This is a genomic window from Falsiruegeria mediterranea M17 (assembly GCF_900302455.1).
Classification (GTDB): domain Bacteria; phylum Pseudomonadota; class Alphaproteobacteria; order Rhodobacterales; family Rhodobacteraceae; genus Falsiruegeria; species Falsiruegeria mediterranea.
Genome location: NZ_ONZG01000006.1, coordinates 78,616 through 105,236, shown reverse-complemented (window position 1 = coordinate 105,236; position 26,621 = coordinate 78,616). Strand labels below are relative to the sequence as shown.

At 60.6% G+C, this 26,621-nt stretch carries 27 protein-coding genes; 14 read left to right on the top strand and 13 right to left on the bottom strand.

What is annotated here, in order from left to right:
- Positions 1-2: 2 nt before the first annotated feature.
- The 3 genes from TRM7615_RS13075 to TRM7615_RS13065 all read right to left on the bottom strand — a co-directional run bounded on the left by TRM7615_RS13075 (position 3) and on the right by TRM7615_RS13065 (position 2,363).
- On the bottom strand, positions 3-632 hold the full coding sequence (locus TRM7615_RS13075; RefSeq protein WP_108788214.1) for a glutathione S-transferase family protein: 630 nt from the start codon (positions 630-632) through the stop codon (positions 3-5).
- Between the two features lie 75 nt (positions 633-707).
- A complete protein-coding gene (locus tag TRM7615_RS13070) occupies positions 708-1,856 on the bottom strand; it encodes an acetate/propionate family kinase (protein WP_108788212.1) in 1,149 nt (382 codons plus the stop codon).
- A 9-nt stretch (positions 1,857-1,865) separates the two neighbouring features.
- A complete protein-coding gene (locus TRM7615_RS13065) occupies positions 1,866-2,363 on the bottom strand; it encodes a class I SAM-dependent methyltransferase (RefSeq protein WP_268877555.1) in 498 nt (165 codons plus the stop codon).
- A gap of 229 nt (positions 2,364-2,592) precedes the next feature.
- On the opposite strand from TRM7615_RS13065, the gene TRM7615_RS13060 reads away from it, so the two are divergent.
- Genes TRM7615_RS13060 through TRM7615_RS13045 form a run of 4 tightly spaced genes read left to right on the top strand, consistent with a single transcriptional unit; the run spans position 2,593 to position 8,467 of the window.
- A complete protein-coding gene (locus TRM7615_RS13060; protein ID WP_108788208.1) occupies positions 2,593-4,365 on the top strand; it encodes an ABC transporter ATP-binding protein in 1,773 nt (590 codons plus the stop codon).
- The gene (locus TRM7615_RS13055; RefSeq protein ID WP_108788206.1) at positions 4,358-6,274 is read left to right on the top strand and encodes an ABC transporter substrate-binding protein; all 1,917 of its coding nucleotides are present in this window, start codon (positions 4,358-4,360) and stop codon (positions 6,272-6,274) included. The genes TRM7615_RS13060 and TRM7615_RS13055 overlap by 8 nt, the downstream gene beginning before the upstream one ends.
- Positions 6,275-6,287: 13 nt before the next feature.
- Entirely contained in the window at positions 6,288-7,316 is a 1,029-nt protein-coding gene (locus TRM7615_RS13050; protein WP_108788204.1) for an ABC transporter permease, read from the top strand.
- On the top strand, positions 7,313-8,467 hold the full coding sequence (locus TRM7615_RS13045; protein WP_108788202.1) for an ABC transporter permease: 1,155 nt from the start codon (positions 7,313-7,315) through the stop codon (positions 8,465-8,467). The genes TRM7615_RS13050 and TRM7615_RS13045 overlap by 4 nt, the downstream gene beginning before the upstream one ends.
- Before the next feature lie 144 nt (positions 8,468-8,611).
- Here TRM7615_RS13045 and TRM7615_RS13040 read toward each other — a convergent pair whose 3' ends face one another.
- Complete coding sequence (locus TRM7615_RS13040) at positions 8,612-10,972, bottom strand: mechanosensitive ion channel family protein (protein ID WP_108788200.1); 2,361 nt, start codon at positions 10,970-10,972, stop codon at positions 8,612-8,614.
- Positions 10,973-11,238: 266 nt separating this feature from the next.
- Here TRM7615_RS13040 and TRM7615_RS13035 point away from each other — a divergent pair, with 266 nt between their 5' ends.
- The 8 genes from TRM7615_RS13035 to TRM7615_RS13000 are packed head-to-tail and all read left to right on the top strand — an operon-like array spanning position 11,239 to position 18,043.
- Positions 11,239-11,532, top strand: coding sequence for a hypothetical protein (locus TRM7615_RS13035; protein WP_108788198.1), 294 nt, complete (start codon positions 11,239-11,241; stop codon positions 11,530-11,532).
- A 2-nt stretch (positions 11,533-11,534) separates the two neighbouring features.
- Positions 11,535-12,758 (top strand): glycosyltransferase family protein, encoded by a 1,224-nt coding sequence (locus TRM7615_RS13030; protein ID WP_108788196.1) that lies wholly within the window; start codon positions 11,535-11,537, stop codon positions 12,756-12,758.
- Positions 12,755-13,999: a glycosyltransferase gene (locus TRM7615_RS13025; protein WP_108788194.1), complete on the top strand. Its 1,245-nt coding sequence runs from the start codon at positions 12,755-12,757 to the stop codon at positions 13,997-13,999. Before TRM7615_RS13030 ends, TRM7615_RS13025 begins: the two co-directional genes overlap by 4 nt.
- A 4-nt stretch (positions 14,000-14,003) precedes the next feature.
- Positions 14,004-15,083, top strand: a complete 1,080-nt coding sequence (locus TRM7615_RS13020) for a glycosyltransferase family 4 protein (protein WP_108788192.1) — start codon at positions 14,004-14,006, stop codon at positions 15,081-15,083.
- Positions 15,080-15,661 (top strand): histidine phosphatase family protein, encoded by a 582-nt coding sequence (locus TRM7615_RS13015; RefSeq protein ID WP_108788190.1) that lies wholly within the window; start codon positions 15,080-15,082, stop codon positions 15,659-15,661. Before TRM7615_RS13020 ends, TRM7615_RS13015 begins: the two co-directional genes overlap by 4 nt.
- Positions 15,658-16,800, top strand: coding sequence for a glycosyltransferase family protein (locus TRM7615_RS13010; RefSeq protein ID WP_108788188.1), 1,143 nt, complete (start codon positions 15,658-15,660; stop codon positions 16,798-16,800). The genes TRM7615_RS13015 and TRM7615_RS13010 overlap by 4 nt, the downstream gene beginning before the upstream one ends.
- Entirely contained in the window at positions 16,797-17,570 is a 774-nt protein-coding gene (locus tag TRM7615_RS13005; RefSeq protein ID WP_108788186.1) for a polysaccharide deacetylase family protein, read from the top strand. Before TRM7615_RS13010 ends, TRM7615_RS13005 begins: the two co-directional genes overlap by 4 nt.
- Positions 17,567-18,043: a class I SAM-dependent methyltransferase gene (locus TRM7615_RS13000; RefSeq protein WP_108788184.1), complete on the top strand. Its 477-nt coding sequence runs from the start codon at positions 17,567-17,569 to the stop codon at positions 18,041-18,043. Before TRM7615_RS13005 ends, TRM7615_RS13000 begins: the two co-directional genes overlap by 4 nt.
- Positions 18,044-18,202: 159 nt before the next feature.
- Here TRM7615_RS13000 and TRM7615_RS12995 read toward each other — a convergent pair whose 3' ends face one another.
- A complete protein-coding gene (locus TRM7615_RS12995) occupies positions 18,203-19,345 on the bottom strand; it encodes an alpha-D-ribose 1-methylphosphonate 5-triphosphate diphosphatase (RefSeq protein WP_108788182.1) in 1,143 nt (380 codons plus the stop codon).
- A 53-nt stretch (positions 19,346-19,398) separates the two neighbouring features.
- Here TRM7615_RS12995 and TRM7615_RS12990 point away from each other — a divergent pair, with 53 nt between their 5' ends.
- Entirely contained in the window at positions 19,399-20,082 is a 684-nt protein-coding gene (locus TRM7615_RS12990; protein WP_108788180.1) for a DUF1045 domain-containing protein, read from the top strand.
- On the opposite strand, the gene TRM7615_RS12985 is transcribed toward TRM7615_RS12990, so the two are convergent.
- Genes TRM7615_RS12985 through phnG form a run of 8 tightly spaced genes read right to left on the bottom strand, consistent with a single transcriptional unit; the run spans position 20,064 to position 25,650 of the window.
- Positions 20,064-20,612 (bottom strand): ribose 1,5-bisphosphate phosphokinase PhnN, encoded by a 549-nt coding sequence (locus TRM7615_RS12985; RefSeq protein WP_108788178.1) that lies wholly within the window; start codon positions 20,610-20,612, stop codon positions 20,064-20,066. The genes TRM7615_RS12990 and TRM7615_RS12985 overlap by 19 nt on opposite strands.
- Positions 20,609-21,289, bottom strand: coding sequence for a phosphonate C-P lyase system protein PhnL (gene phnL / locus TRM7615_RS12980; RefSeq protein ID WP_108788176.1), 681 nt, complete (start codon positions 21,287-21,289; stop codon positions 20,609-20,611). The genes TRM7615_RS12985 and phnL overlap by 4 nt, the downstream gene beginning before the upstream one ends.
- A 12-nt stretch (positions 21,290-21,301) precedes the next feature.
- A complete protein-coding gene (gene phnK, locus TRM7615_RS12975) occupies positions 21,302-22,072 on the bottom strand; it encodes a phosphonate C-P lyase system protein PhnK (RefSeq protein WP_108788174.1) in 771 nt (256 codons plus the stop codon).
- Positions 22,069-22,929, bottom strand: a complete 861-nt coding sequence (locus TRM7615_RS12970) for an alpha-D-ribose 1-methylphosphonate 5-phosphate C-P-lyase PhnJ (protein ID WP_108788172.1) — start codon at positions 22,927-22,929, stop codon at positions 22,069-22,071. The genes phnK and TRM7615_RS12970 overlap by 4 nt, the downstream gene beginning before the upstream one ends.
- A complete protein-coding gene (locus TRM7615_RS12965; protein WP_108788170.1) occupies positions 22,926-23,522 on the bottom strand; it encodes an HAD family hydrolase in 597 nt (198 codons plus the stop codon). The genes TRM7615_RS12970 and TRM7615_RS12965 overlap by 4 nt, the downstream gene beginning before the upstream one ends.
- On the bottom strand, positions 23,519-24,613 hold the full coding sequence (locus TRM7615_RS12960; protein ID WP_108788168.1) for a carbon-phosphorus lyase complex subunit: 1,095 nt from the start codon (positions 24,611-24,613) through the stop codon (positions 23,519-23,521). The genes TRM7615_RS12965 and TRM7615_RS12960 overlap by 4 nt, the downstream gene beginning before the upstream one ends.
- Before the next feature lie 3 nt (positions 24,614-24,616).
- Entirely contained in the window at positions 24,617-25,192 is a 576-nt protein-coding gene (gene phnH / locus TRM7615_RS12955; RefSeq protein WP_108788166.1) for a phosphonate C-P lyase system protein PhnH, read from the bottom strand.
- Positions 25,192-25,650, bottom strand: a complete 459-nt coding sequence (gene phnG / locus TRM7615_RS12950; protein ID WP_235824090.1) for a phosphonate C-P lyase system protein PhnG — start codon at positions 25,648-25,650, stop codon at positions 25,192-25,194. The genes phnH and phnG overlap by 1 nt, the downstream gene beginning before the upstream one ends.
- A gap of 103 nt (positions 25,651-25,753) precedes the next feature.
- Between phnG and phnF the strand changes: the two genes are divergently transcribed.
- Positions 25,754-26,464: a phosphonate metabolism transcriptional regulator PhnF gene (phnF, locus tag TRM7615_RS12945; protein ID WP_108788163.1), complete on the top strand. Its 711-nt coding sequence runs from the start codon at positions 25,754-25,756 to the stop codon at positions 26,462-26,464.
- Positions 26,465-26,621 lie beyond the last annotated feature (157 nt).

Sequence of the window (26,621 nt, the reverse complement as noted above, 5' to 3'; positions counted from 1 at the left end):
GTTTACACCTGTGCGCTTGGCCGGGCTTTGATGGCCTCATACCAATCCATTGCCGCCGTGTGGGTTTCGGGCAGACGCTTTTTGACCACGCGGGCGAAGTCGACAAACACAAAGGTCGAGATGTCAGCCAATGTGAAATGATCGCACGCAACATAGCGGCTGTCTTGCAGACGTTCTTCGAGAACATCAAAGAACTGATCGATTCTTGCCAACCCACGCTCAGCCAATTCAGGGATCTGCGCATGATTTGCGGGCCCTGGAATGGCGCGGTCCTTGAAGGCCGGATGCGTGTTGCGCAGCGCCTCGGCAACGGGCATGCCACCCTGTTGCTCGGCTATGGAATTCCACATCAGAACCAGCCCCTTTTCATCGGCGGTGCGCCCCATCAGCGGTGGCTCGGGCGTATGTGCCTCAAGGTACGCAGCAATGCCAAGGTTTTCGGTCAACACCGTGCCCTCGTCCGTGACAAGCACGGGGATCGTTGCACGCGGGTTCACCGCCTTGAAATCGGGTTGAAGCTGCTCTCCCTTTGCGATCGAGATATCGCGGGTTTCGATCGTCAGCCCCTTTTCGGCAATGAACATCCGTGCGCGGCGGGGGTTGGGGGCGGTAGAGCAATCATAAAACAGCATGGGCGGCCTTTCTGTCGGGTTCCGTGTGACGATGGCAACCTCTGGCGCTCGCGCCTAGCCCCAAGGAAAATAACCCTACGGCACCACGCGGGCCGCCAATGCGCGGGCGATCACGCGCTCTTCGTCGGTTGGGATAACAAGAACCGGCACATCCCCGTCCGAGATCACCTGTTCGTTCGCGGCATTGGCCACAGCGTCCAGCGACAGGCCCATGAACTCCAATCCGTCCAGAACGCGGGCTCGGATGTCCGGAGAGTTTTCGCCGATGCCACCGCAGAAGACCACAGCATTCAGCCCGCCCATGATGGCGACCATCGCCCCCAGCTCTCGCTTGATGCGGAAGACATAATAGTCAATCGCCTCTGCCGCGCGGGGATCATCGCTGGCCAACAGCGTGCGCATATCGTGGCTGATCTCGCTCAGCCCCAGCAAGCCACTTTTCTTATACAGGATATGGGTGATCGCCTCGACGGTGTGGCCCTGCTCCATCAGGTAGAGCATCACGCCTGGATCAAGCTGCCCGCAGCGGGTGCCCATCGGCAGGCCATCCAGCGCTGAAAACCCCATGGTCGAGCCGATGCTTTTCCCCTTTTTGACAGCACACATGGACGCACCGTTGCCCAGATGCGCGATCACCACCCGCCCCCGCGCCAGGATCGGATGTTCGCGTGTCAGCGTGTCGGTCACATAGTCATAGGACAGCCCGTGAAATCCATACCGCCGCACGCCCTTTTCGTAGAACCGCCGGGGAATAGCAAAGGCATCGTTCACAAAGGGATGGCCTTGATGGAACGAGGTATCGAAACAGCCGATCTGAATAGCGTCAGGGAATGCCGCCTGGGCCGCGCGCACAGCCGCCAGGTTGTGCGGTTGGTGCAGCGGCGCCAGCGGCACCAGCGTTTCCAACTGCCCCATGACGTGATCGGTCAATTCCACCGGCCCGGTAAAGGTCTTGCCACCATGCACGATGCGATGACCAACGCCTGTGACCACATGGTCTTTCAATGCCGGTTGAATGGCCTCAAGGATAGCCTGAACAGCCGTCACGTGATCGGAGGGCCCGATCTCGACCGTCTTCTTTTCCGGATGGCTGAACACCAGCTGCGCAACGGGACCAAGGTTTTCAACCTGCCCCAGCAACAACAGCTCGGGCTCGGGAGCAGCCAGATAGACCCCGAACTTGATCGAGGAACTCCCCGCATTCAGCGTCAGAAGCCCGGCCATATCTGCCCCCTAGCGGCGATATACGAAACAGCGCCCTTCGACTGCGCCGGGTGGCAGCGGCAGTTCGGTCAGGGTTTCGAAATACATCCGGTCGCTTGACACCATCAGCCCACCAGGCGCAAGCAAGGGTTCGATCAACGGCGAAACAAACCGGGCAAACACATCGTTCTTTTCGCGGTTGTGCCCCCCAAGATCCGCATGGATCAGGCTGGCGGTGGCCCCAAAGCGCTCGACCGAGGCGGGCAGCGTTTCGCGCACATCGCCCAGGATCAGCATCTCATCCGGCGGGGTCGAATCCGGGTGCGAGGCCACGGCGCGTTCAAACACATAAGTGTCACGCCCTTTGATGTGGGTTTTCATGTGGTGATAGGTGCGGCCATTGCCCAGACCCAACTCGAACACGGGGCCCGTCATTGCGGTCGTTTCGGCAATCGCAAAATCCAGGCAAGCGCGCTGCGAGACCATCCGGTCGATGAAAAGATCAAGGCGGCTGACGTCTCTGCTCACGGGCGGTACTCCTTTGGCACAACCGGCCCATTGGGCCGCAACTTACCCCCTCATGCCAAATCCGGGTGCGCTTGTGTAGGCACAGTTGTCCTAATTCTCCCTGTTTCGTGACGTTTAGTCACAATTTCGGGTTTGACTAGAGGGGGGTACGCGCGCGAAAGTGACGCAGAATGACCAGGGGGATCGATAGACTGATGTTGCGTACCGGCCAGTCGGGTGGACAGCCTGAATGACCCCTTTGTTATCTGTCGAAAATCTGAGCATTGGATTCGGGTCCGGCGAAGCGGTTGTCAAAGATGTGAACTTTGACGTGATGCCCGGTGAAACGCTTGCCTTGGTTGGGGAATCCGGATCAGGCAAGACCGTCACCTGCCGTGCTGTGTTGCGCATCCTGCCAAGGGCCGCGCAAATCCGGTCGGGTCGGATCACGCTGAACACGGAAAAAGGGCCCCTGACGCTGTCCGAGATGTCCGAACGCAAGATGCGTGATGTGCGTGGCGATCAGGTCTCGATGATCTTTCAGGAACCGATGCGCTCCTTGTCGCCGCTGCATCGGATCGGCAATCAGGTGAGCGAAGTTCTATGGCTGCACCGCGGCGCGTCCGAGAAAGAGGCCAAGCGTCAGGTTCTGCAGACATTCGAGCGGGTGGGCTTTCCCGACCCTGAACGCGCCTATCGCTCTTATCCGTTCGAGATGTCAGGTGGCATGCGCCAGCGGGCGATGATCGCGATGGCAATGGTATCGAAACCCGATCTGCTGATCGCTGACGAACCGACCACAGCCCTCGACGTGACCACACAGGCGCAGGTTCTGGGCCTGATCAAGGAACTGCAACAGGAAACAGGCATGGCTCTGATCCTGGTGACCCATGATTTGGGCGTGGTGGCAAACATGGCCGAAAAGGTCGTCGTCATGCACAAGGGCCGCGTGATGGAAGCTGGTGCCGCTGAGCCGTTGCTCAAGTCCCCTGCGCATCCTTACACGCAGCAACTGTTCAACGCGGCCCCTGCCATTCCGGCAGAGGCAACGCTAGCGCCCCCACTGCCCGACGACGACCTGATCTTGGAGATGAACAAGGTCAACAAGACGTTCACCATGCGATCAGGCTCGGCCTGGAAGCCGGACGTTCTGGTGCATGCCTGTCGGGGCGTTGATCTGAAACTGCCACGCGGCAAGACGCTCGCCATTGTGGGCGAAAGTGGCTCAGGCAAGACCACAGCGGCCCGCATTGCCCTTGGGGCCGAGTTGCCGGACGAAGGTAGCGAAGTTCTGTTCCGCGCGACACCGGGCGCTGATCCGATCACCGTCCACAAGATGGACCGCGCCACCCGCACCGCGTTCCAACGGGACGCGCAGATGGTGTTTCAAGACCCCTACAGCTCGCTCAGCCCGCGTATGCGGGTGCAGGATGCGATGACCGAACCGCTCGAGATCCACAAAATCGGCACCAAATCCGAACAGCGCGACAAGGCGGCCCAGATGCTACAGCGCGTTGGCCTGAACTCGGACATGCTGAAACGTTATCCACATGCGTTCTCGGGCGGGCAACGCCAACGCCTGTCGGTTGCGCGCGCCATGATGCTGGATCCGTCATTGATTGTCTGTGACGAACCGACCTCGGCCCTTGATGTGTCTGTTCAGGAACAGATCCTGACCCTGCTGGAAGAACTGCAAGAGGGGCTGGGTCTCAGCTATCTCTTCATCTCGCACGATCTGGCCGTTGTGGCCCGTATCGCCGATGAGGTCGCCGTGATGCGACAAGGTCTGATCGTCGAACAGGCCCCCCCCGATACTTTGTTCTATAATCCCCAACATCCTTACACCAAAGCGTTGATCGCGGCTCAACCCGAGCCGGATATCGAGCGCCCCATCAACCTCAAACTGGTCGCCCAAGGCGCCGGCTCTCCTGAAAAATGGGCCGAAGCCTTCCGTTTTACCGACACCATGGTACCCTCATTGGTGGAGCTGGAACCCGGCCATAAGGTACGCTGTCATGTTTGAACCCAAACGCCGCTCTTTGTTTCTTGCCGCATCGCTGGTGATCGCCAGCCTGATGCCCGCCGGAGCGAACCCGATCCCGCCGCTGCAGGAAAGCTCCTTCTGGCAGGCCGAAGTGGACGCTGGTGATCTGCCCCCGGTGAACGAGCGCATCCCGGACGAGCCAATCATTGTTGATTTGGAGGCCAAGGGCCGCGAATTCGGCCAGCAAGGCGGTACGCTTTCGACCATGGTGACCCGGTCCAAGGACATCCGGCAGATGGTGGTTTATGGCTATGCTCGTCTGGTCGGCTACAACGAGAATTACGAGCTTGTGCCAGACCTGCTGGCGTCTTACGAGAATGAAAACAACCGCAAGTTCACCTTACGCCTGCGCCCGGGCCACAAATGGTCTGATGGCGCGCCGTTCACCTCGGACGATTTCAGATACTGGTGGGAAGACGTTGCCAACAACCCGCTGCTCAGCCCCGCCGGCCCGCTTGATTTCCTGCGGATCGAGGGCGAGTTGCCCAAGGTCTCGTTCCCCGACGAGCTTACCGTTGTATATGAATGGGAGCACCCGAACCCCAATTTCCTGCAATCGCTTGCTCAGGCGCGCCCACCGTTCATCTACCGCCCAGCGCATTTCCTGAAGGATTATCATGGCGATTTCGCTGACGCCGAGCAGTTGGCGGTGAAAGTCGAAGACGCCCGGGTCAAAAGCTGGGCCGCGCTGCACAACAAGCGCGACAACATGTACAAGTTCGACAATTCCGAACTTCCCACCCTTCAGCCCTGGATCAATGCAAGCGCGGGCAAGAAGATCCGCCACAACTTTGTCCGCAACCCCTATTACCACCGCATCGACAGCAACGGCGTGCAACTGCCCTATATCGACATCGTCGAGATGGAAATCGTCGCCCCAGGTCTGGTCGCCGCCAAGTCCAACGCGGGCGAGGTTGACCTGCAAGGGCGTGGGTTGGACTTTCGCGACACGTCGATCCTGAAAAAGGGCGAAGCTGACGGGAACTACAAAACAAACCTGTGGCAGACGGGCGTGGCCTCGCAAATCGCGATCTATCCTAACCTGAACTATGCCGATCCGGTCTGGCGTGAGATTATGCGGGACGTGCGCGTGCGCCGCGCGCTGTCGCTTGGCATCGACCGCAAAACCATCAATCAGGCGCTCTATTTCAAGCTGGCCAAGCCTGGTTCGATGACCGTGTTGCCTGCCTCTCCGTTCTTCAAACAGGAATTGCGCGACGCCTGGGCCGCCTTTGACCCCGAAACTGCCAACGCCTTGCTGGACGAGGCCGGGTTGGACAAACGCGATGGCAACGGCATCCGCATGCTGCCAGATGGTCGTCCGATGGAAATCGTCATTGAAACGGCGGGCGAGCGGCAAGAGGTTGAAAACGCGCTGCAAATCGTGACCGACACCTGGCGCGAGATCGGCGTCAAACTGGTCATGCGTCCGCTGGACCGCGACATCCTGCGCAACCGGGTTTATGCGGGCAACACCATGGCCTCGGTCTGGTTTGGCTGGGACAATGGCATCCCGCAGACCTACACCTCACCCGATTATCTGGCACCGCGCCATCAGGAGTTTTTGGCCTGGCCCAAATGGGGGCAGAATTACCAGACCAATGGCGATGTCGGCGAAGCCCCAGACATGCCTGAGGCGCAACGTCTGATGGAACTGGCTCTGGATTGGGACCGCGCCGACACTGACGAACAGCGCGCCGCCGTCTGGACAGAGATGCTGAAGATTCACTCGGAACAGCTTTTTGGCATTGGTATTCTGGCCGAGGCGCCGCAGCCCATCGTCGTATCGAACCGGATGCGCAACGTGCCCAAAAAGGGTCTATGGGCTTGGGACCCCGGTGCGCACTTCGGCGTGCATCGGCCCGACGAATTTTTCATGGCCGAGTGACGGGACAAGCTGAATGAGCATCCTGCGCTACGCAATTTATCGCTTTGGCACCATGCTGCTGACCCTGCTGGTGGTGTCGGTTCTGGTGTTCGTGATCATCAACCTGCCCCCAGGCGACTACCTGTCGAACCAGATCGCCGAGCTCAAGGCTTCGGGCCAATCCGCGGGTGTCGCCAAGGCCGAATTCCTACGCAAGGAATACGCACTGGATCGCGCCCTGTGGGAACAGTACATGATCTGGATGGGCTTCATGCCCGGCCCGCATGGGTTTTCCGGTCTGATCCAAGGCAACTTTGGCTGGTCGTTCGAGTTTGACCGCCCCGTGCGCGAGATCGTCGGCGACAGCCTGTGGCTTACGGTTCTGGTCAACATGGCCGCCATCGTCTTTGTTTATGCGCTGGCCCTGCCCCTGGGCGTGATCGCCGCCGCCAAGTCGCGCACCTGGATCGATTATACTTCGGCCTTTGTCGGCTATCTGGGCCTGGCCACGCCGAACTTCTTGCTGGCGCTGATCCTTTATTATTATGGGCGCAAGTACCTGAACATTCCCATCGGCGGCCTGATGGACCCCTCGTTTGAGGGGGAACCGCTGACCTGGGAAAAGATGAAATCGATCATGGTGCATCTGATTGTACCTACAATCGTGATCGGCACCGCTGGTGCATCCGCGATGATGCAGCGCCTGCGGGCCAACATGTTGGACGAATTGGGCAAACCCTACGTGGAAACCGCCATCGCCAAAGGCATGGCCCCCAGCCGGATGCTTACCAAGTATCCACTGCGCGTGGCGTTCAACCCCTTTGTGGCCGACATCGGTAACCTGCTGCCCTCGATGGTTTCGGGTTCGGTTCTGGTCTCGGTTGTGATGGGCCTGCAAACCATCGGCCCGGCACTGCTGACCGCTCTCAAGACACAGGATCAATTCCTGTCGGCTTTCATCCTGATGTTTGTGGCCTTGCTGACCCTGATCGGCACCATGATATCAGACATTCTGCTGGTCATGCTTGACCCGCGCATCAGATATGAAGGGCGCGAGTCATGACCAAACTCCCCGACGGGCGCTACGTCGATGACGCGCCATACGACCCGCAGGTTTCGATCCAACAACTGGAACGCCGCGATCTGGACGCGCCCAATTGGGTGCTTATCTGGCGCAAGTTCAAGACCCACAAGCTGGGTTTGATTTCGGGCATCTTTCTGCTGTTTTGCTATTTGATGCTGCCCTTTGCCGGCTTCATCGCGCCCTATGGTGCGAATGAACGAAACTCGGACCACCTTTATGCCCCGCCACAGGCCGTGCATTGGGTGCATGAGGGCGAATTCCTGGGTCCCTTTGTCTATCCAATCACGGCAGAGGCAGATCTGGAAACATTCCAGTGGGTGTTCAAACCGGACACAACGACCCCGGTTCCGCTCGAATTCTTTTGCGAAGGCGCCGAGTACAGCTTGGCCGGTTTCATCCCCAGCGACACGCATCTGTTCTGCGCCCCTGACGGGGCCACATTGTTCCTGTGGGGATCCGACCGTTTGGGACGCGATGTGTTCAGCCGCATCCTTTATGGCGCGCAACTCTCGCTCACCGTTGGCCTGATCGGCATATCTGTGTCCTTCTTTCTGGGCATCCTGCTTGGCTCGATTGCGGGCTACTTTGGCGGTCGTATCGACTGGGTCATCAATCGCGTGATCGAGATCCTGCGATCCCTGCCCGAACTGCCGCTTTGGCTGGCTTTGTCGGCGGCGGTGCCGTCGAACTGGGGGCCGGTGGCCGTCTTCTTCATCATCTCGATCATCCTCGGCATCCTGGACTGGCCAGGCCTCGCCCGTGCGGTCCGCGCCAAGTTCCTGTCGTTGCGTGAAGAGGAATACGTACGCGCAGCGGAAATGATGGGTGCAAGCTCGGGTCGGGTGATCCGCAAGCACCTGCTGCCCAACTTCATGAGCCACCTGATCGCCAGCGCCACGCTGTCGATTCCGGCGATGATCCTGGGGGAGACAGCCCTCAGCTTCCTGGGGCTCGGTCTCAGGGCGCCTGCCGTGAGTTGGGGCGTGATGCTGAACGACGCGCAAAACCTTGCTTCGATCGAGATTTACCCGTGGACAGCCATCCCGATGATTCCAATCATCATCATTGTACTGGCCTTCAACTTCTTGGGTGACGGCTTGCGCGATAGCCTCGATCCTTACCAGCAGTAAACCGGGCATACCGAACGCCCCTAGAGGTTCTGCCAAACCAAATACCAAGCAGAGCAACCGCGCCGCGCATCAGCGCGGCGCTACGCCCAACCCCGAGGGTATTTCGTCAGAAAGACGCCAAGGGGGCGGGAGCCCCCCGGAGCTTTAGTCCTGGTCGCCGCCAGGCCCAATGTCATCTAGGTAGTCTTCATCAATGGCTGCCTGCACCGCGCCAGTGACCGCTTCGCGCTGTTTCGCGGACAGGTCTTTGGGGTCTTTCTCATCCGCAAGGCGCACGGTAACTTCGCGGTGGGCAAATTTCACGCCTTCACGGGCAAAGAGTTCGCGAATATCTTGATACACACGCTTGCGTACAAGCCACTGATCGCCCGGTTTAGTCATAAACTTGACCCGGATGATCATCGCGGAATCCTGCATCTCGATCACACCCTGCGATTTGAGCGGCTGGATGAAGTTGTCGCCGATCACCGGATCGGTCAGCAGCTCTTTCCCGAGGTTCTTGATCAGTTTGCGCACCTTTTCAACGTCGGTGTCATAGGTCACCCGAAGGGGCAGCTTCATGATCACCCAGTCACGGGAGTAGTTCGTGAGAACCTTGATCTCGCCAAACGGAATGGTGTTGAGCGCGCCCAGATGGTGGCGCAACTGGAACGACCGAACCGAGATCTTTTCGACCGTGCCCTTCACATCGCCAATGTCGATGTATTCCCCCTTGCGGAACGCGTCATCCAGCAGGAAAAACGCACCCGAGAAGATGTCCCGCACAAGCGTCTGAGAGCCGAAGCCCACCGCCAGACCAACAACACCTGCACCCGCGAACAGCGGGCTCACGTTGATGCCGATTTCCAGCAACACGATCAAAACGATCGATACGACAACAACGGCCAGGATCGCCCCCCGGAACAGCGGCAACAGGGTCGCCAAACGGCTTGCAGATGAGCCACCGCCCTCATCCCCCAGCTCGCCTTCTTCCATGTCTCCACCCTCTTCAGCAATCTTGCTGTCGATCCAGATGCGGAAAAAGTGGAAGACGACATAGCCGATGAACAGGATCATCATCACGTCCAGGAACCGTTCCATCGGCAGATCCTGGGTCCAATCTGCATCCGGGTTCCAGATCACCAGCAGGGCATAGGCCCCAACCACAAAGGCCAGGATGCCTGCCACCCGTCGTGCCAGATCCTCATAGGTCGAGATCGTATGCGCCAACTCCATCGGCAGTGCCGGTAGCGGTTCTTCACTTGCCTCGGCTTCAGCCAATTCAGCGTTGATCTGCTGCACCTTGCGCGACCGGTTGAAATACCGCTCCAGCATGTAGTTCATCGCGCCATAAGCGACGACGACAGACATGAATATTCCATAGGTGCCGGCAATCAATGGGATCGGAACCGGGTTCTCCAGCACAAGATCCAATGCCAGCGAGAACCAGCTGAACGCGATGTAAAGGATCAGAACCGGGGCCCAGGCGATCGAAATCGCCCACAGCATCCAAGAGACCTGCTCTTTGCTGCGACCTGCGCGTATGGCCTCTGTGATGGCCCTCGCATTGAACAGGATCATCAGCACGTTGAACGCTGCACCTGCCGCCGTCAGCACGCCATAAACCATCGCGTAGACGTTGTAGTTCAGTCCAAAATCCGCGACCCAGGTGGAAAACAGCACCGTTGAAATATCGTAGGTCGCCAGAACCGACGCCCAGATGTACAGCCGCTTGGCGTCCTTGTCCGAAAACGGAGGGATACGGTATTGGCTCAGAAATGGCGACAAGACCATCCGCCAAAGATCGGAGACCGTGCGCGACAGGAAATAGGCCGTGAAAATCGCTGTGACGGTGAACTGGATCGAAATGTCTTCGGACTCACCAAAGATCAGCAAGCCAATGATCGTGGCAAACAGCATCGCAAACAGCGTGCCACCAATCCCCATGACAAAGCGGAACACCAGGAACGGCATCTTGTCCTGATATCCGACCGGATTGTCCTTGATCCGCGAGACCACATATTTCTTTGCAACCCGCTTTCCGTAGATCTCTACTGACAACCACCGCCCAATCAGTAGCAGACCGATGTTGATTGCCAGAACCCATAGGTAAGTGCTGATCTGACCGTCGGGGCTGGTCTGGCGCAGGATGTATTGCACCTCGAAGATCGAATAGGGCAAAGCAGCAAGCCGCGCTTCAAGCGCCTTGCGGAACTCGGCCCATTGCGATTGCGCCTGCATCAATTGCGAGGCCTCCCCCATCGGGTCAGCCTTTTCGCCCTCTGCGTCGGCACCGGGTGTCTGACCTGCCGTCGCGAGATTGCCGGAACTGTCGATGACGATGACACTGGCACCGGCTTCGGTCGCCTCTCGGATGGCCGTGGCCAGATCGGTGTCCGCCGTGGTTTCACTGCTGCTGGAGCCGCCCGCACCGGAGTAGAGTGACAATTGGGCCTGTGCGGCTGTGGTGGACACCACGAAGAACAGCGCCAACATTGCAAGAATGCGAAGAACAATGGTCAGCATGGAGGTCTTTCTTTGGTTAACTGAACCTGGCAGAGAACCTATCGGACAGGCGCATGTTGTTCAAATGGCTTGCTTACACAGTGCCGACGCAGGGTAAACCAATCTGTCACGTGACCGAACTACCTTTTCGTGAGTAATATCTTATTTTCAATCTCGTTCAGGTCAAATAGTAGGACATAAAGAAGGGCAAGACGGCTGTGACGTTCATACCGTGCCTGCGCGAAGGATAACAGCCGAGACAGATCGGCCGACCATAGGACTTGGGCATGACGGCACGCCCCTTGCACGACGATATCGACCGGGCGCACTTCGGATCAAGTGTTCCCTATCTGCGAGCCTATTCCTGCACCAAACTCAACCCGGCAGCAAACTCCGGATTGACCTCCATCAAAGCGCCGTTCATTCAAAGTGGCAAAGCAGATGATGTGGCAGCGGCGCACGTGGCAAATGACCAAATGAATGCCGCCCAAATTCGAGGCTTTGGATTTCGCCGCACAATTCGGTACGGTGCGCTCGAAGCAACCAATTTGTCCGGAGCTATTCCGAGGTCGACAACGTGAACATGGGCGGGGACGCAATAAAGACGGTACACAAGGGCGGGCCCCGAGCGCCCCGTATCATGCTGTACAGTCACGACACCTTTGGCTTGGGCCACTTGCGACGGTCCCGTGCCTTGGCGGCCGCCATCACGGCCGCAGATCCAGAGGCGTCCGCGCTGATCCTGACAGGGTCACCTGTTGCGGGCCGTTTCACCTTTCCACGGCGGGTCGACCACGTGCGGCTCCCCGGTGTCACGAAACGCAGCGACGGCTCTTATGCCTCGCAAACGATCGGAATGGGCATCGAAGAGGTGACCGATTTGCGGTCCGGCCTGATTTGCACCACGGCCAGACAATATGAGCCCGATGTTCTGATCGTCGACAAGGAACCGACCGGTTTTCGCGGCGAGCTTTTGCCGACACTCGAGACGCTGCAAAATGAAGGCAAAACCAAACTGGTTTTGGGTTTGCGCGATGTTCTGGACGAGCCAGAGGTTCTGGCGGCCGAATGGGAACGCAAGGATGCCGTAACCGCGACTGAGCGGTTTTATCATGAGATCTGGGTTTATGGCCTGCGCTCTATTTATGATCCAACCGCTGGCCTGCCGCTATCGGCCGATGCACAGGCCCGGATGCATTGGACCGGTTATCTGCGACGCGAAGCCAACGTCGACGGAAAACCGCCCCAGCAGCCCTATGTTTTGATCACGCCTGGTGGCGGCGGCGACGGCAAGGCCATGGTCGACCTTGTGCTCAGCGCTTATGAAAAAGACCCTGAACTCGCCCCACGCGCGGTCCTGGTCTATGGCCCGTTCCTGTCGGGTGAGCTGCGCGAAGACTTTGAGACCCGCGTCGAAGCGCTGAATGGGCGCGTCACGGCAGTCGGGTTTGAATCGCAGATTGAAACCATCTTCAAAGGCGCCCAGGGCGTGATCTGCATGGGTGGCTACAACACCTTTTGCGAGGTGCTGTCCTTTGACAAACCCGCCGTGATCGTGCCCCGCACCACCCCGCGTCTGGAACAATGGTTGCGCGCCTCCCGCGCCGAGGACCTGGGGCTGGTACGCATGCTGGATGAAACCCGCGACGGGTTGACGCCGGACACCATGATCCAGGCCATTCGCGGCCTGGCAACGCAGCCCAAACCCTCGCAGGCCATCTCGTCAGGGCTGCTCGACGGGCTCGACTATGTCACGCGCCGTGTGAACGCCCTGCTGACCAACAAGACGGAACAAGCCGCTCAATGACGTCCCGAAATCCGCCCCTGGCGATCGTGGTCAAAGGTTGGCCACGCCTGTCCGAGACATTCATCGCTCAGGAACTGGTCGCGCTCGAAGACAGCGGCCACGAGTTTGACATCTGGTCACTGCGCTATCCTACCGACAAAAAGCGCCACCCGCTGCACGACCGGATCAACGCGCGGGTGCGGTACCTGCCCGAATATCTGTACGAAGACCCCGAGCGGGTCTGGCGCGCGCGCGCAGCAGCCCAAGCGCTGCCCGGTTATGCCGAGGCCTATCGCATCTGGCGCGCCGATCTGGTGCGCGACCTGACCCACAACCGCATCCGGCGCTTTGGCCAAGCCTGTGTTCTGGCCGCCGAACTGCCTGAGTGCACGCAAGGCCTGTACGCCCATTTTATGCACACGCCGTCGTCGGTCGCACGCTACGCAGCCATCATGCGTGGCCTGCCGTGGAGCTTTGCCGCCCATGCCAAGGATATCTGGACGTCCGACGAATGGGAAAAACGTGAAAAGCTGAGTGCCGACACCCATGGCGCAGTCTTTGGTGCCACCTGCACCGCCTTTGGTGCCGAACACCTGCGCGAGATGGCAGATGATCCGACCCGGATTGATCTGGTCTATCATGGCCTCGACCTGACCCGCTTTCCCGCCCCGCCCAAGCGCCCGATGCGCGACACGGGCAGCCCGTTTCACATGATGTCGGTTGGCCGTCTGGTCGAAAAGAAAGGCTTTGACCGGCTGATCGCAGCCTTTGCTCAATTGCCCGCGGACATGGATTGGCATTGGACTCACATCGGCGGCGGCGATCTAAAAGACACGCTGCAGGTGCAAGCCAAAGAGGCGGGTGTCGCAGATCGCATCACCTGGCGCGGCGCATGTGATCAGCCCGAGGTGATCGAGGCCATGCGCGCCGCCGATCTGTTTGTCTTGCCCAGTCGGATCGCCAAGGATGGCGACCGCGACGGGTTGCCCAATGTGCTGATGGAGGCGGCCTCGCAAATGCTGCCGATCCTGTCGACGCCTGTCTCGGCCATCCCCGAATTCATCGACAGCGGCACGCACGGCCTGCTGGTCGAAGATGACCCGGCCAAATTGACCGCGGCAATCCGTGATCTGGCGAGCAATCCCGCGCGCGCCCAAGCCTATGCCACCGCCGCCTATGACCGCCTCGTCGGAGAGTTCGGCATGGCCCCTGGCATCGCGCGCTTGTCGTCCCGGCTGACCATGCTGATGCAAGGCGACTGAGTCCATGCCTCGCGTCGCCTTTTACGCCCCCATGAAGTCGCCCCACAGCGCGGTGCCTTCGGGGGACCGTGAAATGGCGCGCAACTTGATGACCGCAATCGGACAGCGCGACGGCGCGCAGGTCGATCTGGTCTCGGAGCTCAAGATCTATGACAAGGCAGGTGACACGGCGCGGCAGGCTTATTTGCGCCAGCAAGCGGACGCCGAAGTTGAACGCCTGACCCGCGACCTGTCCCGAGATACCGAACTGTGGGTCACCTACCACAACTATTATAAAGCCCCTGATCTGATTGGGCCTCGCGTCTGTGCGGCGCTGGATATCCCATATGTCCAGATTGAAAGCACCCGAGCCTACAGCCGCTTGACCGGCCCCTGGTATGGGTTTGCGCAAGCCGCCCACGATGCCTGTGACGCGGCCCGTGTGATATTCTACGTGACAGCCAACGACCTGATCACCCTTGAACGCGAGCGCGCAGGCACGCAGGCCCTGGTGCATTTCCCTCCGTTTCTGCCCGCTGATCATCTGCCCGAGGCCAGCACCCTGACGGGTCCAATGCTGGCAACCGGCATGATGCGCGAAGGCGACAAGTTGCGTTCGTATGAGATCGTCGCCGAAACGCTTGCGCATCTGACTGGCGATTGGCAACTGGACATCGCGGGCGACGGCCCCGCCCGAGCACAGGTCGAGGCCCTGATGGCCCCCTATGGATCACGCGTGCGGTTTCTGGGGCAGTTGGATCGCGCTGCGCTGGACAAAGCCTATCGCGCAGCGTCCCTGTTCCTGTGGCCCGGTGTGAATGAAGCCTTCGGTATGGTTTACCTTGAGGCTCAGGCGCATGGCCTGCCCGTGGTGGCACAGGACCGCCCGGGCGTACGGGATGTGCTTTTGGGCGATGGATACCCTGCCCCCGAAAGCGGGACAGAGGCACTGGCTTTTCTGGTCATGTCGCTCTTGCGCGATGCCGACCATCGCGCCACATGGGGTGTAAACGCCCGCGAGATGATCGCAAACACCCATCTGAGGCCAGCCGCAACCGCGCGGTTCTGGTCTGCCGTTGCCCCGTTTTTGAAAGGTTCCCGATGACCCGTCTTGCTCTTCTTCGTCATGGACATACCGCGTGGAACCGAGCCGGTCAGATCCAGGGGCGCAGCGATATTCCGCTGGATGACGAAGCACGCCGCGATCTGTCCCAGTTCAGCCTGCCGCCCGAGTGGACCGATGCAGAACTATGGTCGAGCCCTCTGCACCGCGCCCGCGAAACCGCCGAGATCGTGGCCGGGCGGGCGCCGCTGAGTGCGCCCGAACTGACCGAGATGAACTGGGGCGACTGGGAGGGCAAACGCGGGGTCGATCTGTTGGCCCAGCCGGACAGCGGATTTCGCCACATCGAGCATTGGGGATGGGATTATCGCGCACCCGGAGGTGAAAGTCCTCGAGAACTGTGGGAGCGGCTGGAGCCTTGGGTTCAGTCACGCGCCACGGACACGGTCGCCGTGTGTCACATCGGGATCATGCGGGTGATCCTGGCCAAAGCGCACGGTTGGGACTTTGACGGCGATGCCCCGTTCAAAATCAAGCGCAACCGCTTGTTTGTCGTCGACCTTGAAACGTTTGAACCCGAGGCCGAGCCCGTCCGGCTGATCCGCGAGGACGCTGCATGAAGGTCCTGATCGCCGTCACCCACCTGCTGGGCAGCGGTCATCTGAGCCGCGCGCTGACCCTGGGCCGTGCCTTTGCGCAAGAAGGGCATGAGGTGGTGGTGATCTCGGGCGGCTTTGCCGTACCACAGTTGGACAGCAGCGGGGTTGATCTGCGCCATTTGCCTCCGCTCAGGTCAGACGGAACAAATTTTACCCGGTTGCTGACCGATGCGGGTGAGGTCGCGGACGAGCCGTATCTGGCTGCGCGATCCAAGGCGATGGTTGAAATCCTGCAAGAGGTGCAGCCTGACGCCTTGATCACCGAGCTGTTCCCGTTTGGGCGCCGCGTGTTGCGAAATGAATTCCTGGCCCTGCTCAAGGCCGCGCGCGCCATACCCAAACGCCCGCTGATATGTTGTTCGATCCGCGATATCCTGGCCCCACCGTCGAGACCCGAGAAGGTCCGGAAAACGGACGAGATCCTCTTAGAATTTTATGATGCGGTTCTGGTCCATTCCGACCCGAACGCCACGCGTCTTGAGGTAAGCTGGCCGGTATCCGAGGCTTTGGCTGAAAAGCTGATCTACACGGGATATGTCGCACCCCCGGCAGCTGGAGCGCATCCCGACGGCCTTGGCAGCGGAGAAATCCTCGTCAGCGCGGGTGGCGGAACGGTGGGCGAACCAATCTTTCGCGCGGCCATCGAGGCCGCCCGAAAGATCACCAACAGACGCTGGCGCCTGTTGGTGGGTGGCTCCGATAGCACAGCGCGGATCACAACGTTGATGCATAACGCACCGCCAGAGAACGTGACCATTGAACCCGCGCGCCCGGATTTCCGCCAGATGCTGCATCACGCTGCCGCCTCGGTCAGCATGTGCGGTTACAACACCGCTTTGGATCTGTTGCAGGCAGGCTCACCGGCGGTTCTGATCCCGTTTGATGACGGTCAAGAGGTTGAACAGACCCTGCGCGCGCGCAGCTTGGCCGATTTACCTGGGTTCGAGGTGTTGCCAAGTGTTGATCTGACAGATGATCGCCTAGCACGCTCGATCGAAGACGCCATGCGCGCGCCCCTGCGCTCGCGTCAAGCCGCCGAGTTCGATGGTGCCTTGAAGACCGTCGAGATCATCGAAGGCCGATTGGAGGCATACGTATGACGCCGGATTGGTCGCCATTGAACACAGAGCTTGTGCTGTGGCGCGAGCAAGATCTGACCCTGCCGCTCTGGTGGCGGGATGACGATGCCATAGAACCTACGACCGCGTTGGAGCAGCTCTGCGCGATGTCCGAAGAGCTTGGTGTTCCGGTACACTTGGCAGTGATCCCGGCGCATGCTTCCAAGGCCTTGGCCACGAGGCTTGCCGGAAGCCCCGGTATGATCCCTGTGGTTCATGGCTGGGCGCATCAGAACCATGCACCAGCGTCCGAGAAGAAGGCCGAGTTTCGCGCGCATCGTCCCATCGATGCCACAACTCGGGATGCCAAGGACGGGTTGGACCACCTGCGAACGCTGTTCGGACCGTCATTGGCGCCCATGTTTGTGCCCCCTTGGAACCGGATTGATCGGGAGGTTGTGCGGGAACTGCCAGCTCTCGGCTATAGAGTTCTGTCCACGGCGACCCCGCGCAAGGCCGCTTTGGCCGCCCCCGGTCTGTGGCAGATCAACACGCATCTCGATCCGATTGATTGGCGGGGCACCCGTGGTCTGGTGTCACAAGAATACCTGATCTCTCAACTGGTTCAGCACCTTCAAGACCGCCGAACCGGCATGGCCGACAATAGCGAACCTTACGGGCTGTTGACCCACCACCTGGTTCATGATGAAGACATCTGGAAATTCACCCGCGAAGTTCTGACCCGCCTTTTGGACGGGCCCGCGCGCGTCTGGACAATGGCCGAGACCCTGGAAGAGGACCCCACCCCATGAGCCGATTGGATTCGATGTTGCGCCGTTTTACCGCCCAACGGGACGGGCTGAACTGGGCGGCCCAAGCCGTCGCTGAGCTGGACGGCGATGTGCTGGACATGGGACTTGGCAATGGCCGTACCTATGACCATCTGCGCGAGATCCTGCCAGGCCGTCGCATCTGGGTGATGGATCGCATCTTGCAGTGTCACCCATCCTGCGTCCCCCCTGAAGAGGACTTCCTGCAGGGAGAGGCCGAGCCGATGTTGATCAAACTGGCCGAGTTTGGGCAAAGCATTGCCCTGGCACATTACGACTTTGGCATGGGGATCAAAGAAGACGATGTTGCCGAATCCGCACGCCTGAGCCCGCTGATCGCCGCCGTGATGAAACCCGGTGGACTGTTGGTGTCCGGTCAGCCGCTGGTCGGCTTCGAACAGATCAAAGGCCCCGAGACCATCGCACCGGACCGCTACCTGTTCTACCGCGCCTAAAGCGGCGCGAAACACGGGGAGGCTCCCGCCCATCGTCGGCGCCCCTGACGAGGCACCTCCTCTGGTTGGGCCGGGCTCATCCGGCACACCGGATGAGCCTCGCGAGATGCACCCGTTTTCTGCTTTCCTGGCCGCGCCACAGGACGAGAGCGCCTAACGTCACGCCACCTGCATCCCGCGCGACCAGACTGCCCGCAAAGCCGGAACCCCGGCCCGCATGCGGAACCGCAGCAGGTCGGCCCGGGCGCCGACGCGCAAAGCACCGCGATCGTCCAGGCCCACTGCCTGCGCAGGTGCTTGCGTCGCAGTTTTGATCCCGCACGCCATATCACCCCAGATCTCGCCCAGTTTCACCGCCGACAAGAGCAGTGCCGACGGCACGTAATCCGACGAAACGATGTCCAGCAAGTCCAGCTCGGCCAGCTCCCGCGCCGCCACATTGCCCGAGTGCGAACCGCCCCGAATAAGGTTCGGCGCGCCCATCATCACTTGGATACCATGTTCGTGGCAAGCCCGAGCAGCCTCGACCGTCGTCGGGAACTCGGCCAGTCGGATACCGTGGCTTGCCGAAACCGCCACCTGTTCCGCCGTGGTGTCATCATGGCTGGCCAGCACCGCACCATAGACGCCTGCCTGTCTCACAGTCTCGGCCTCGTGCAGATCGCCATACTGATCCCGCAGCCCCTTGAGTTGCGCGACATGCTGCAAGAAGTCGTCGTCGCTCATGGAATGCTTGCCCTTCACATAAGCCTCGAGCTTGGTCATGTCGCGAAACTGCCGCTGCCCAGGCGTGTGATCCATCAGGGAGACAATTCCCACACGGTCCTCTTCGCCAAACTCACGCAGCTCGTCCGCCAGGGTTTGCGAGCACACTTCGGCGCGCAGGTGCAGGAAATGGCTGATCTTGAGCGCATCGGCCGCGCGCAACTCCAGCAACTCGGTGGCCAGGTCACGCGCGTATCTGCCATAGCGTGCCTTTCCTGAAGGGATCGAACCCACGCGCATGGCATCAAAAACAGTGGTGATGCCGGTGCCCGCAAGCTCAGCGTCGTGGGCGATGATGGCTGCCGCATGAGGCCAGTCGACTTTGGGGCGTGGCTGGATGTGGCGTTCCAGGTTGTCTGTGTGCAGCTCGATCAAGCCGGGGCAGACAAAATCCCCCTCACAGTCCACGGCACCCGCAGGAACAGTCGCACCGCCTTCGATGGTTTCGATGTGCTCGCCCACCACCCGCAAGGACCCTTTGCGGGTCTCGTCAGGGAAAATCAGCGTTGCATTGGCAAGGATCAATTCTTCTGTCATCTGAACTTCACGTGGTTTGAGCTATTGGGAAGGCCACGACATAGGAGGCCAATGTGACATTCTCGCGATACGCGATCTATTTTGCGCCACCCGCTGATGCAGAGTGGACCCGGTTTGGGGCCAGTTGGTTGGGGTGGGACATGGAAACCGGTGAGACGGTGGTCCACCCCGATCTCGCAGGGCTGGACGTGCCCCTGATCACCGCTACCCCGCACAAATACGGGCTGCACGGGACCATCAAACCGCCGTTCCACCTGGCCGAGAGGCAGACGGTTGAGGCGCTGGAGCGCGCCTGCGGCGAATTGGCCGACGCGCTTGCCCCTGTTTGGTTGGACGGGTTGGAACTGGCGCGGCTGGGTCGGTTTCTGGCGCTGCGTCCGATGGGCAACACCAGCGAGTTGGGGGAACTGGCGGCGCAAGTTGTGCGTGGATTGGACAGCTTTCGCGCCCCTGCCTCGCCCGAAGAGCTGGAACGTCGCCGGGCCGCGGGTCTGAACCCTGCGCAAGAAGCGAACCTGCTGCAATGGGGCTACCCCTATGTGATGGACGAGTTCCGCTTTCACATCACCCTGACCGGCAAGCTGCCCAAGCCCGAGCTGCCCGGTGTTCAGGACGCATTGAACCGCGTGCTGACCCCGATGCTGCCCAAACCCTTTGTGATCAGCGATCTGGCGCTTGTGGGCGAGCGCAGCGATGGCCGGTTCCAGATGATCCATCGTTACGCGCTTTCACACTGAAGCCGGGACAGGATCGTCTGGACCGTCTGATCCAAGGCACCGGAGTTGTCGACCTCGATCACCCGGCGCAGCCCTTCGGGCAGTTTCAGGCGAGCACGGTCCAGACGGCGCTGGCGGTCCTCGACACTCTCGCGGGCGCGGGTGTCGAGCCGGGCCGCCAGAACCTCGGGGGACGCCGTGAGCGACACCACCACAAAGTCACCAAAGAGCTCTTGCGCGTCCACGAGCACCGAGCGCGAGAGGTTCACCAGCAGGCCACGCGCCTGACGGCGTTGATCGTGGATCACCGCCGGAATGCCGTAGCGCATGCCATGTGCGTCCCAGTTCAGCAGGAAATCACCCGCAGCCAGGCCAGCGTCGAATTCGGCCTCGGTGGCGCGTGCGAAAACCTCGCCATCCTCGCCCGCTGGCCGGGTAATGACACGGCGCACCAGTTGCAGACCATCCCCACGCGCGGCCAATGCCTCCATCACGCTGTCCTTGCCTACGCCAGACGGCCCGACGACGGCTATGACTGTTGCCAGTGTCATGCGGCCTCCGGCGTAAATTGCGAGACGTTGACCTCGCGGTCGCAGACCCGCTGACGCGCCTCGACATCGTGAAAAATGCCGACGATGGCAGTGTCGCGCGCCTTGGCCTCTTCGATCAGGGACAGCACGGTCTCGCGGTTGGTGACATCAAGGCTGGCAGTGGGTTCATCCAGCAGCATCGCCGGATACTCATGCGCGAAACCGCGGGCGATATTCACCCGCTGCTGTTCACCACCCGAAAAGGTGGTGGGGCTGAGGGCCCAAAGGCGTTCGGGGATGTTCAGACGCGCCAACAGACCAGCGGCCTTGTCCAGAGCTTTTGCTTTATCGACGCCTACGGCCAGCAGCGGCTCGGCCACCACCTCGAGCGTTGGCACACGCGGCACCACGCGGAGGAACTGACTGACATAGCCCAGGGTCTCGCGCCGCAGCGCCAGGATCTCACGCGGCTCGGCCCGGGCCACATCCAAGCCCCCCACCATGACACGCCCCGAGGCCGCCAGGTAGTTGCCATAGATCACCCGCATCAGCGTGGACTTGCCCGCTCCAGAGGCCCCGGTCAAGGCGACGCATTCACCGGGGTTCACCTTCAGGTTGGCGCGTTCCATCACAGGAATGACGGCGCTGCCCTGATTGTGCAGCGTAAAGCTCTTGCTTACGTTTTCGAGTTCAATCATCTCTCTCGCCCCTCACACTTGCAGAACGCTGGAGACCAGCAGCTGCGTGTAGGCATGTTGTGGGTCGTCGAGCACCTGATCGGTCAGACCAGCCTCGACCACATGTCCGTCTTTCATCACCATCAGCCGGTCCGCCAACAGGCGCACCACAGCCAGATCATGGGTCACGATGATGGCGCTCAGCCCCATCTCGCGCACCAAACCGCGCAAGAGATCCAGCAGTCGCGCCTGAACCGAAACATCCAGGCCCCCTGTGGGCTCGTCCATGAACACCAGACGCGGCCCTGTCACCAGGTTGCGCGCGATCTGCAAACGCTGCTGCATCCCGCCCGAAAACGCGGTCGGGCGGTCATCAACGCGGCTTTCGGCAATTTCGACCCGGCCCAGCCAGTCGATCGCCTTGTCGCGGATGTCGCCATAGTGGCGATCGCCGACTGCCATCAGCCGCTCGCCAATGTTGCCACCGGCGCTGACCGACATGCGCAGACCATCGCGGGCGTGCTGATGGACAAAGGCCCAATCGGTGCGGCCCAACATCCGGCGCTCGGGCTCGGACATTTGCAGCGTGTCCACCGGCCCGTCGGCACGGGTGTCAAAGATGACCTGCCCTGCGTCCGAATCCAGATGGCCTGCCAGACAGTTGAGCAAAGTCGACTTGCCCGACCCGCTTTCGCCCACGATCCCCATCACCTCGCCGGGGTAGAGGTCAAAGCTCACATCCTTGCATCCGATCCGCGCGCCATAGTGTTTTTCGATGCCTTTGACTTGCAACAGGGGGGTCATGCTGCGTCCTCCGTTCCCAATCTGCCGACATGACCCGCTGCACGGCGAGAACGGCAATAATCCGTATCCGAGCAGACAAACATCCGGTTGCCTGCATCGTCCAAAATGACCTCATCCAGATAGCTGTTCTCGGCCCCGCACAAGTCACAGGCGTGATCTGCCTTGGTGGCCTCAAACGGGTAATCCTCGAAATCCAGGCTCACCACCTTGGTGTGCGGCGGCACCGCATAGATCCGCTGCTCGCGACCGGCGCCAAAGAGCTGGATCGCCGACATCTCAAGCTTGGGATTATCGAACTTGGGAATGGGGGATGGGTCCATCACATAACGGTCCTGCACCATCACCGGATAAGCGTATGAGGTCGCGATGTCGCCATGCTGGCTGATGTCCTCATAAAGCTTCACGTGCATCAACCCGTATTCCTCAAGGCTGTGCATTTTGCGCGTTTCTGTCTCGCGTGGTTCCAGAAAGCGCAGTGGCTCCGGGATCGGCACCTGATAGACTAGGATCTGATCCTCGGTCAGTTCAGCCTCGGGGATGCGGTGGCGGGTTTGGATGACGGTGGCCTTTTCCGTTTCTTCGGTCACGGCCACGCCTGCGGTGTTCTCGAAGAACTTGCGGATCGAGACGGCGTTGGTGGTGTCGTCCGCGCCCTGATCAATCACCTTGAAGGTATCCTCGGGCGTCAACGTCGCCGCCGACACCTGCACCCCGCCGGTGCCCCAACCATAAGGCATCGGCATCTCGCGGCTGGCAAAGGGAACCTGATAGCCCGGCACTGCCAGGCCTTTGAGGATGGCGCGGCGGATCATCCGCTTGGTCTGCTCATCCAGGTAAGCAAAATTGTATTCGCTCATAGCAAATCTCTTTCATTCAAGGCCGCCTCAAAAGCCTGGGGCGTGCTGAAATGAATGGCGTCCATACCGACGGCGCGCGCACCCTCGACGTTTTTCAGCGTGTCATCCACAAAAGTGCAGTCTTGTGGCGTCAGCCCCGCGCGTTCGCACAGGCGGTGGAAAATCTCGGGCTGCGGTTTCAGCAGCTTCTCTTGCCCAGAAACCACCGTGACATCAAAGACCTCGCCCAATTCCGGGTGCGCACTGACGCCAACAGGCCAGGTTTCGGTTGACCAGTTGGTGATTGCATGCACCTGCCTGCCCTGTTCCTTAAGCCGGTAGAGCAATTGCCAGGTGCCCTCGATCTTGTCGGGCACAGTTGCAGCATAGCGTTCCACATAGGCGTTCAGGCGGCGCTGATCCTCGACGTTTTTCAGCTCGGCCGCCAGATCGGCAAACGTTTCGCCACCGTCTGCCCGCAGATTCCGATCAAAGAACGCAACCCGCGTCAAAAACTCGGTCACCGCGCTACGGCTGCCCAAGTCATCAAGCCAGGCCAGATAGGGATCCCACCGGATCAGCACATTGCCGATATCAAAGACGACGGCTTTCATTCCGCAGCCTCTTGATATCCGGCGGTGCGCTCTTCCGCCTCACGGCGCAGTTTGCGCACCAGTTCAAGCTCGGACTGGAAGTCGACGTAATGCGGCAGTTTGATGTGTTCCAGGAAGCCGGTCGCTTGGATGTTGTCCGAGTGGCTGAGCACAAATTCCTCGTCCTGCGCCACCGCGCCCAGATTGTCCTCACCCAGTTCTTCCCACCGAAGGGCCCGGTCAACCAGAGCCATGGCAATGGATTTTCGCTCGGACTGACCAAACACCAGGCCATAACCGCGCGTGAACTGCGGCGGCTCGGTTTTGGAGCCCTGGAACTGGTTCACCGTTTCGCATTCAGTCAGCTCCAACTCGCCGATTTCGATGGCAAACCCCAGCTCGGGGATCTCCATCTCGACCGCGACCTTGCCAATCCGCAGCTCGCCCACAAAGGCGTGGTTGCGGGCGTAGCCACGTTGGGTCGAATAGGCCATGCCTAGAATGAACCCCTCGTCCCCGCGCGTGAGCGACTGTAGACGCAGAGCCCGGTCAGCCGGGAATTCCATGGGCTCACGGGTCAGATCGCCCGGCACTGCTTCGCCGACAGGTTCGCGCTGGATGACATCTTCGCCCTGCAGAAACTCGGTTATGTGCGGCGTGGCTTCCTCGCGCGGCGTTCCTTCGGCTGCTGGTGCAACTTCGCCCTCGGCGGCCAGTTTGAAATCCAGCAGGCGATGGGTGTAGTCGAAGGTCGGGCCCAGAACCTGCCCGCCCGGCGCATCCTTGAAGGTAGCCGAGATGCGGCGATCACAGGCCATATCGCCGGTTTCCACCGGCAAGCTGGCCCCGAACCGCGGTAGGGTCGTCCGATAGGCGCGGATCAGAAAGATCGCCTCGATCAGATCGCCGCGCGATTGCTTGATTGCCAACGCCGCCAGATCGGGATCGAACAGCGACCCCTCGGCCATCACGCGGTTGACCGCCAGGCTCAGCTGCTCGCGGATCTGCGCGATGGACAGCTCGGCGACGGATGTATCCCCGCGCCGCTCTTCGGCGAGCCAAGCGTGGGCGTTTTCAATGGCGCGTTCGCCACCTTTGACAGCTACATACATGCCTTAGCCCTCTGCGATTTGCGTGCTGCGCGGCAGCGCCGCGACCTGGGTGCCGCTGGTGAAAAAGAAGTCCAAACCCAGAGGGTAGAGAGTGGAGTTGGCCTGAAGCGCCTGCATGTCCGGCAGCTTCAACTGCGCGGTGTCCTTGATGCCAGGACCGGACAGCACCGCGCCGCTTTGCAACAACTCGGCACACTCAACGATCAGGGTTGCCGAGCGATCAGGATATTCTGATGTGCCGATCCGATAGGCATTGATCGGCTGAAGATCCGTCCAGGTGCCCACTGCAAAGTCGGCCTGCGCTGCACCAACCAAAGGCGCGCCGGTGTGGAAGGTCAGCCATTGGCGCACGTCATCCGTGTCTGCCTCGCCCGCCAGATAAACGCCCGTTTCCGGGTCGCACAATGTCAGTAACAGGGTCGCTGCAGCCTCGGACAAAGGTTTCGGAGCTTGCGCGCCAGTCAGAGTGCGGATCTTGCCCGGACAGGCCATCACGGTCATCGCCGCGCGAAAAGCGTGGGCCGCGTTGATCGGCGCATCCGAAAACCCGCCCGCAAATTGAGTTGCTTGCGTTTGCATCAGTCTTCTCCTCGCACCATGGTGAAAAACTCGACCTTGGTCGCGGCTGCCTTTGCAGCACGTTTTGTCTTGGCCTGCGCCACCTGATCGGCCAGCGGCGACAGAACATCGCGCTGCACCCGGTCAGCGGCCTCGGTCTGCATCAGGGCATCAATCAAAGCAGCGGCTTCGGCCTTGGGTTTGGAGCGGCCCTGCACGTAGCCGTGACCAACTGTGCCGTCCTTCAGAACCAGAGAGCAGCGGGTCACGGTCATTTCGCCCACATTGAAGGGCGCACCGGTGCCAGCCATACGGCCCCGCACCATGACGCCCCCCACTTCGGGCGCGCGCAGCCAGTCAAATTTGGGGCGGTCATCCACCGCGTCCCATAGCGCCATCATCGCCCCTTCGGGCGCGGACGCCATCAGGCCCATCCACGCTTTGCGCGCTGAATTGCCGATATTCATCTCATTTGCCATTTTAGCCTCTTGGCGAAGTTGTCTACAACAACTATACAACTAGACAAATCATACGGATTTAGATCCGATCCCGCAATCCTGCATCTTGTGAAGATTTGATGACATGAGCCGCACACCCGTCTGGAAGACCATCGCCGCCAGCCTCACCTCAGACATTGCCGAGGGTCGATATCGCAATGGCGACCGCCTGCCGACCGAGGCGCAATTGTCCGCAACCCATGGCGTGAATCGTCATACTGTTCGGCGGGCATTGGCCGAACTGTCAGAACAAGGGCTGGTGCACGCGAGGCGCGGCGCGGGTGTCTTCGTCGCGGCGCGACCAACCGAGTATCCCATTGGCAGGCGGGTGAGGTACCACCAGAACATCTCGGCCAGCGGCAAGATCCCCGGCAAGCAGATCCTGGCTCTGACGACACGAGCAGCAGACGCGCAAGAGGCCGAGGCTCTGTGTCTGGAAAGTGGCGATCCGGTGCATGTCTACGACGGGTTGTCGTTGGCGGATGGGCTACCGATCGCGGTATTCCAGAGTGTCTTTCCAGCTGGCCGCTTTCCCGGCATGTTGAAAGCCCTTGAAGAAACGCAATCCGTCACCCGCGCACTGCAAGGGCTCGGCATCGCCGACTACACCCGTAGGTGGACCCGCCTAACCGCCCGCCGCGCCAGCGCAACGCAGGCCTTGCACCTACGCGTACCAGAAGGCGCGCCAGTGATGCAATCAGTGGGTGTCAATGTCGATCCTGACGGGGGTCCGGTCGAGTTTGGCCGCACGTGGTTTGCCGGCGATCACGTCACGCTGACCTTGGGTGAAACATAAGCGGAGCGCTCCCGCCCGTCGATCAGGCATCTAAGATGCCCTCCTCCCGTTGGGCCGGGCCTCGCTGCGCTCGGCAGCTGGCGCTTGTGGCAAAACAGTCACCCCAAGTGCGGCTGCGCCGAGCCGAAGGCGAGGCGCCCGGCCCAAGGCCGCCAGC

Excerpts from the sequence above, each read along its gene's own strand:
- TRM7615_RS13075 (WP_108788214.1), bottom strand. The coding sequence starts at position 632 with ATGCTGTTTTATGATTGCTCTACCGCCCCCAACCCCCGCCGCGCACGG.
- TRM7615_RS13070 (WP_108788212.1), bottom strand. The coding sequence starts at position 1,856 with ATGGCCGGGCTTCTGACGCTGAATGCGGGGAGTTCCTCGATCAAGTTC.
- TRM7615_RS13060 (WP_108788208.1), top strand. The coding sequence starts at position 2,593 with ATGACCCCTTTGTTATCTGTCGAAAATCTGAGCATTGGATTCGGGTCC.
- TRM7615_RS13055 (WP_108788206.1), top strand. The coding sequence starts at position 4,358 with ATGTTTGAACCCAAACGCCGCTCTTTGTTTCTTGCCGCATCGCTGGTG.
- TRM7615_RS13050 (WP_108788204.1), top strand. The coding sequence starts at position 6,288 with ATGAGCATCCTGCGCTACGCAATTTATCGCTTTGGCACCATGCTGCTG.
- TRM7615_RS13045 (WP_108788202.1), top strand. The coding sequence starts at position 7,313 with ATGACCAAACTCCCCGACGGGCGCTACGTCGATGACGCGCCATACGAC.
- TRM7615_RS13040 (WP_108788200.1), bottom strand. The coding sequence starts at position 10,972 with ATGCTGACCATTGTTCTTCGCATTCTTGCAATGTTGGCGCTGTTCTTC.
- TRM7615_RS13035 (WP_108788198.1), top strand. The coding sequence starts at position 11,239 with ATGACGGCACGCCCCTTGCACGACGATATCGACCGGGCGCACTTCGGA.
- TRM7615_RS13030 (WP_108788196.1), top strand. The coding sequence starts at position 11,535 with ATGGGCGGGGACGCAATAAAGACGGTACACAAGGGCGGGCCCCGAGCG.
- TRM7615_RS13025 (WP_108788194.1), top strand. The coding sequence starts at position 12,755 with ATGACGTCCCGAAATCCGCCCCTGGCGATCGTGGTCAAAGGTTGGCCA.
- TRM7615_RS13020 (WP_108788192.1), top strand. The coding sequence starts at position 14,004 with ATGCCTCGCGTCGCCTTTTACGCCCCCATGAAGTCGCCCCACAGCGCG.
- TRM7615_RS13015 (WP_108788190.1), top strand. The coding sequence starts at position 15,080 with ATGACCCGTCTTGCTCTTCTTCGTCATGGACATACCGCGTGGAACCGA.
- TRM7615_RS13010 (WP_108788188.1), top strand. The coding sequence starts at position 15,658 with ATGAAGGTCCTGATCGCCGTCACCCACCTGCTGGGCAGCGGTCATCTG.
- TRM7615_RS13005 (WP_108788186.1), top strand. The coding sequence starts at position 16,797 with ATGACGCCGGATTGGTCGCCATTGAACACAGAGCTTGTGCTGTGGCGC.
- TRM7615_RS13000 (WP_108788184.1), top strand. The coding sequence starts at position 17,567 with ATGAGCCGATTGGATTCGATGTTGCGCCGTTTTACCGCCCAACGGGAC.
- TRM7615_RS12995 (WP_108788182.1), bottom strand. The coding sequence starts at position 19,345 with ATGACAGAAGAATTGATCCTTGCCAATGCAACGCTGATTTTCCCTGAC.
- TRM7615_RS12985 (WP_108788178.1), bottom strand. The coding sequence starts at position 20,612 with ATGACACTGGCAACAGTCATAGCCGTCGTCGGGCCGTCTGGCGTAGGC.
- phnL (WP_108788176.1), bottom strand. The coding sequence starts at position 21,289 with ATGATTGAACTCGAAAACGTAAGCAAGAGCTTTACGCTGCACAATCAG.
- phnK (WP_108788174.1), bottom strand. The coding sequence starts at position 22,072 with ATGACCCCCCTGTTGCAAGTCAAAGGCATCGAAAAACACTATGGCGCG.
- TRM7615_RS12970 (WP_108788172.1), bottom strand. The coding sequence starts at position 22,929 with ATGAGCGAATACAATTTTGCTTACCTGGATGAGCAGACCAAGCGGATG.
- TRM7615_RS12965 (WP_108788170.1), bottom strand. The coding sequence starts at position 23,522 with ATGAAAGCCGTCGTCTTTGATATCGGCAATGTGCTGATCCGGTGGGAT.
- TRM7615_RS12960 (WP_108788168.1), bottom strand. The coding sequence starts at position 24,613 with ATGTATGTAGCTGTCAAAGGTGGCGAACGCGCCATTGAAAACGCCCAC.
- phnH (WP_108788166.1), bottom strand. The coding sequence starts at position 25,192 with ATGCAAACGCAAGCAACTCAATTTGCGGGCGGGTTTTCGGATGCGCCG.
- phnG (WP_235824090.1), bottom strand. The coding sequence starts at position 25,650 with ATGGCAAATGAGATGAATATCGGCAATTCAGCGCGCAAAGCGTGGATG.
- phnF (WP_108788163.1), top strand. The coding sequence starts at position 25,754 with ATGAGCCGCACACCCGTCTGGAAGACCATCGCCGCCAGCCTCACCTCA.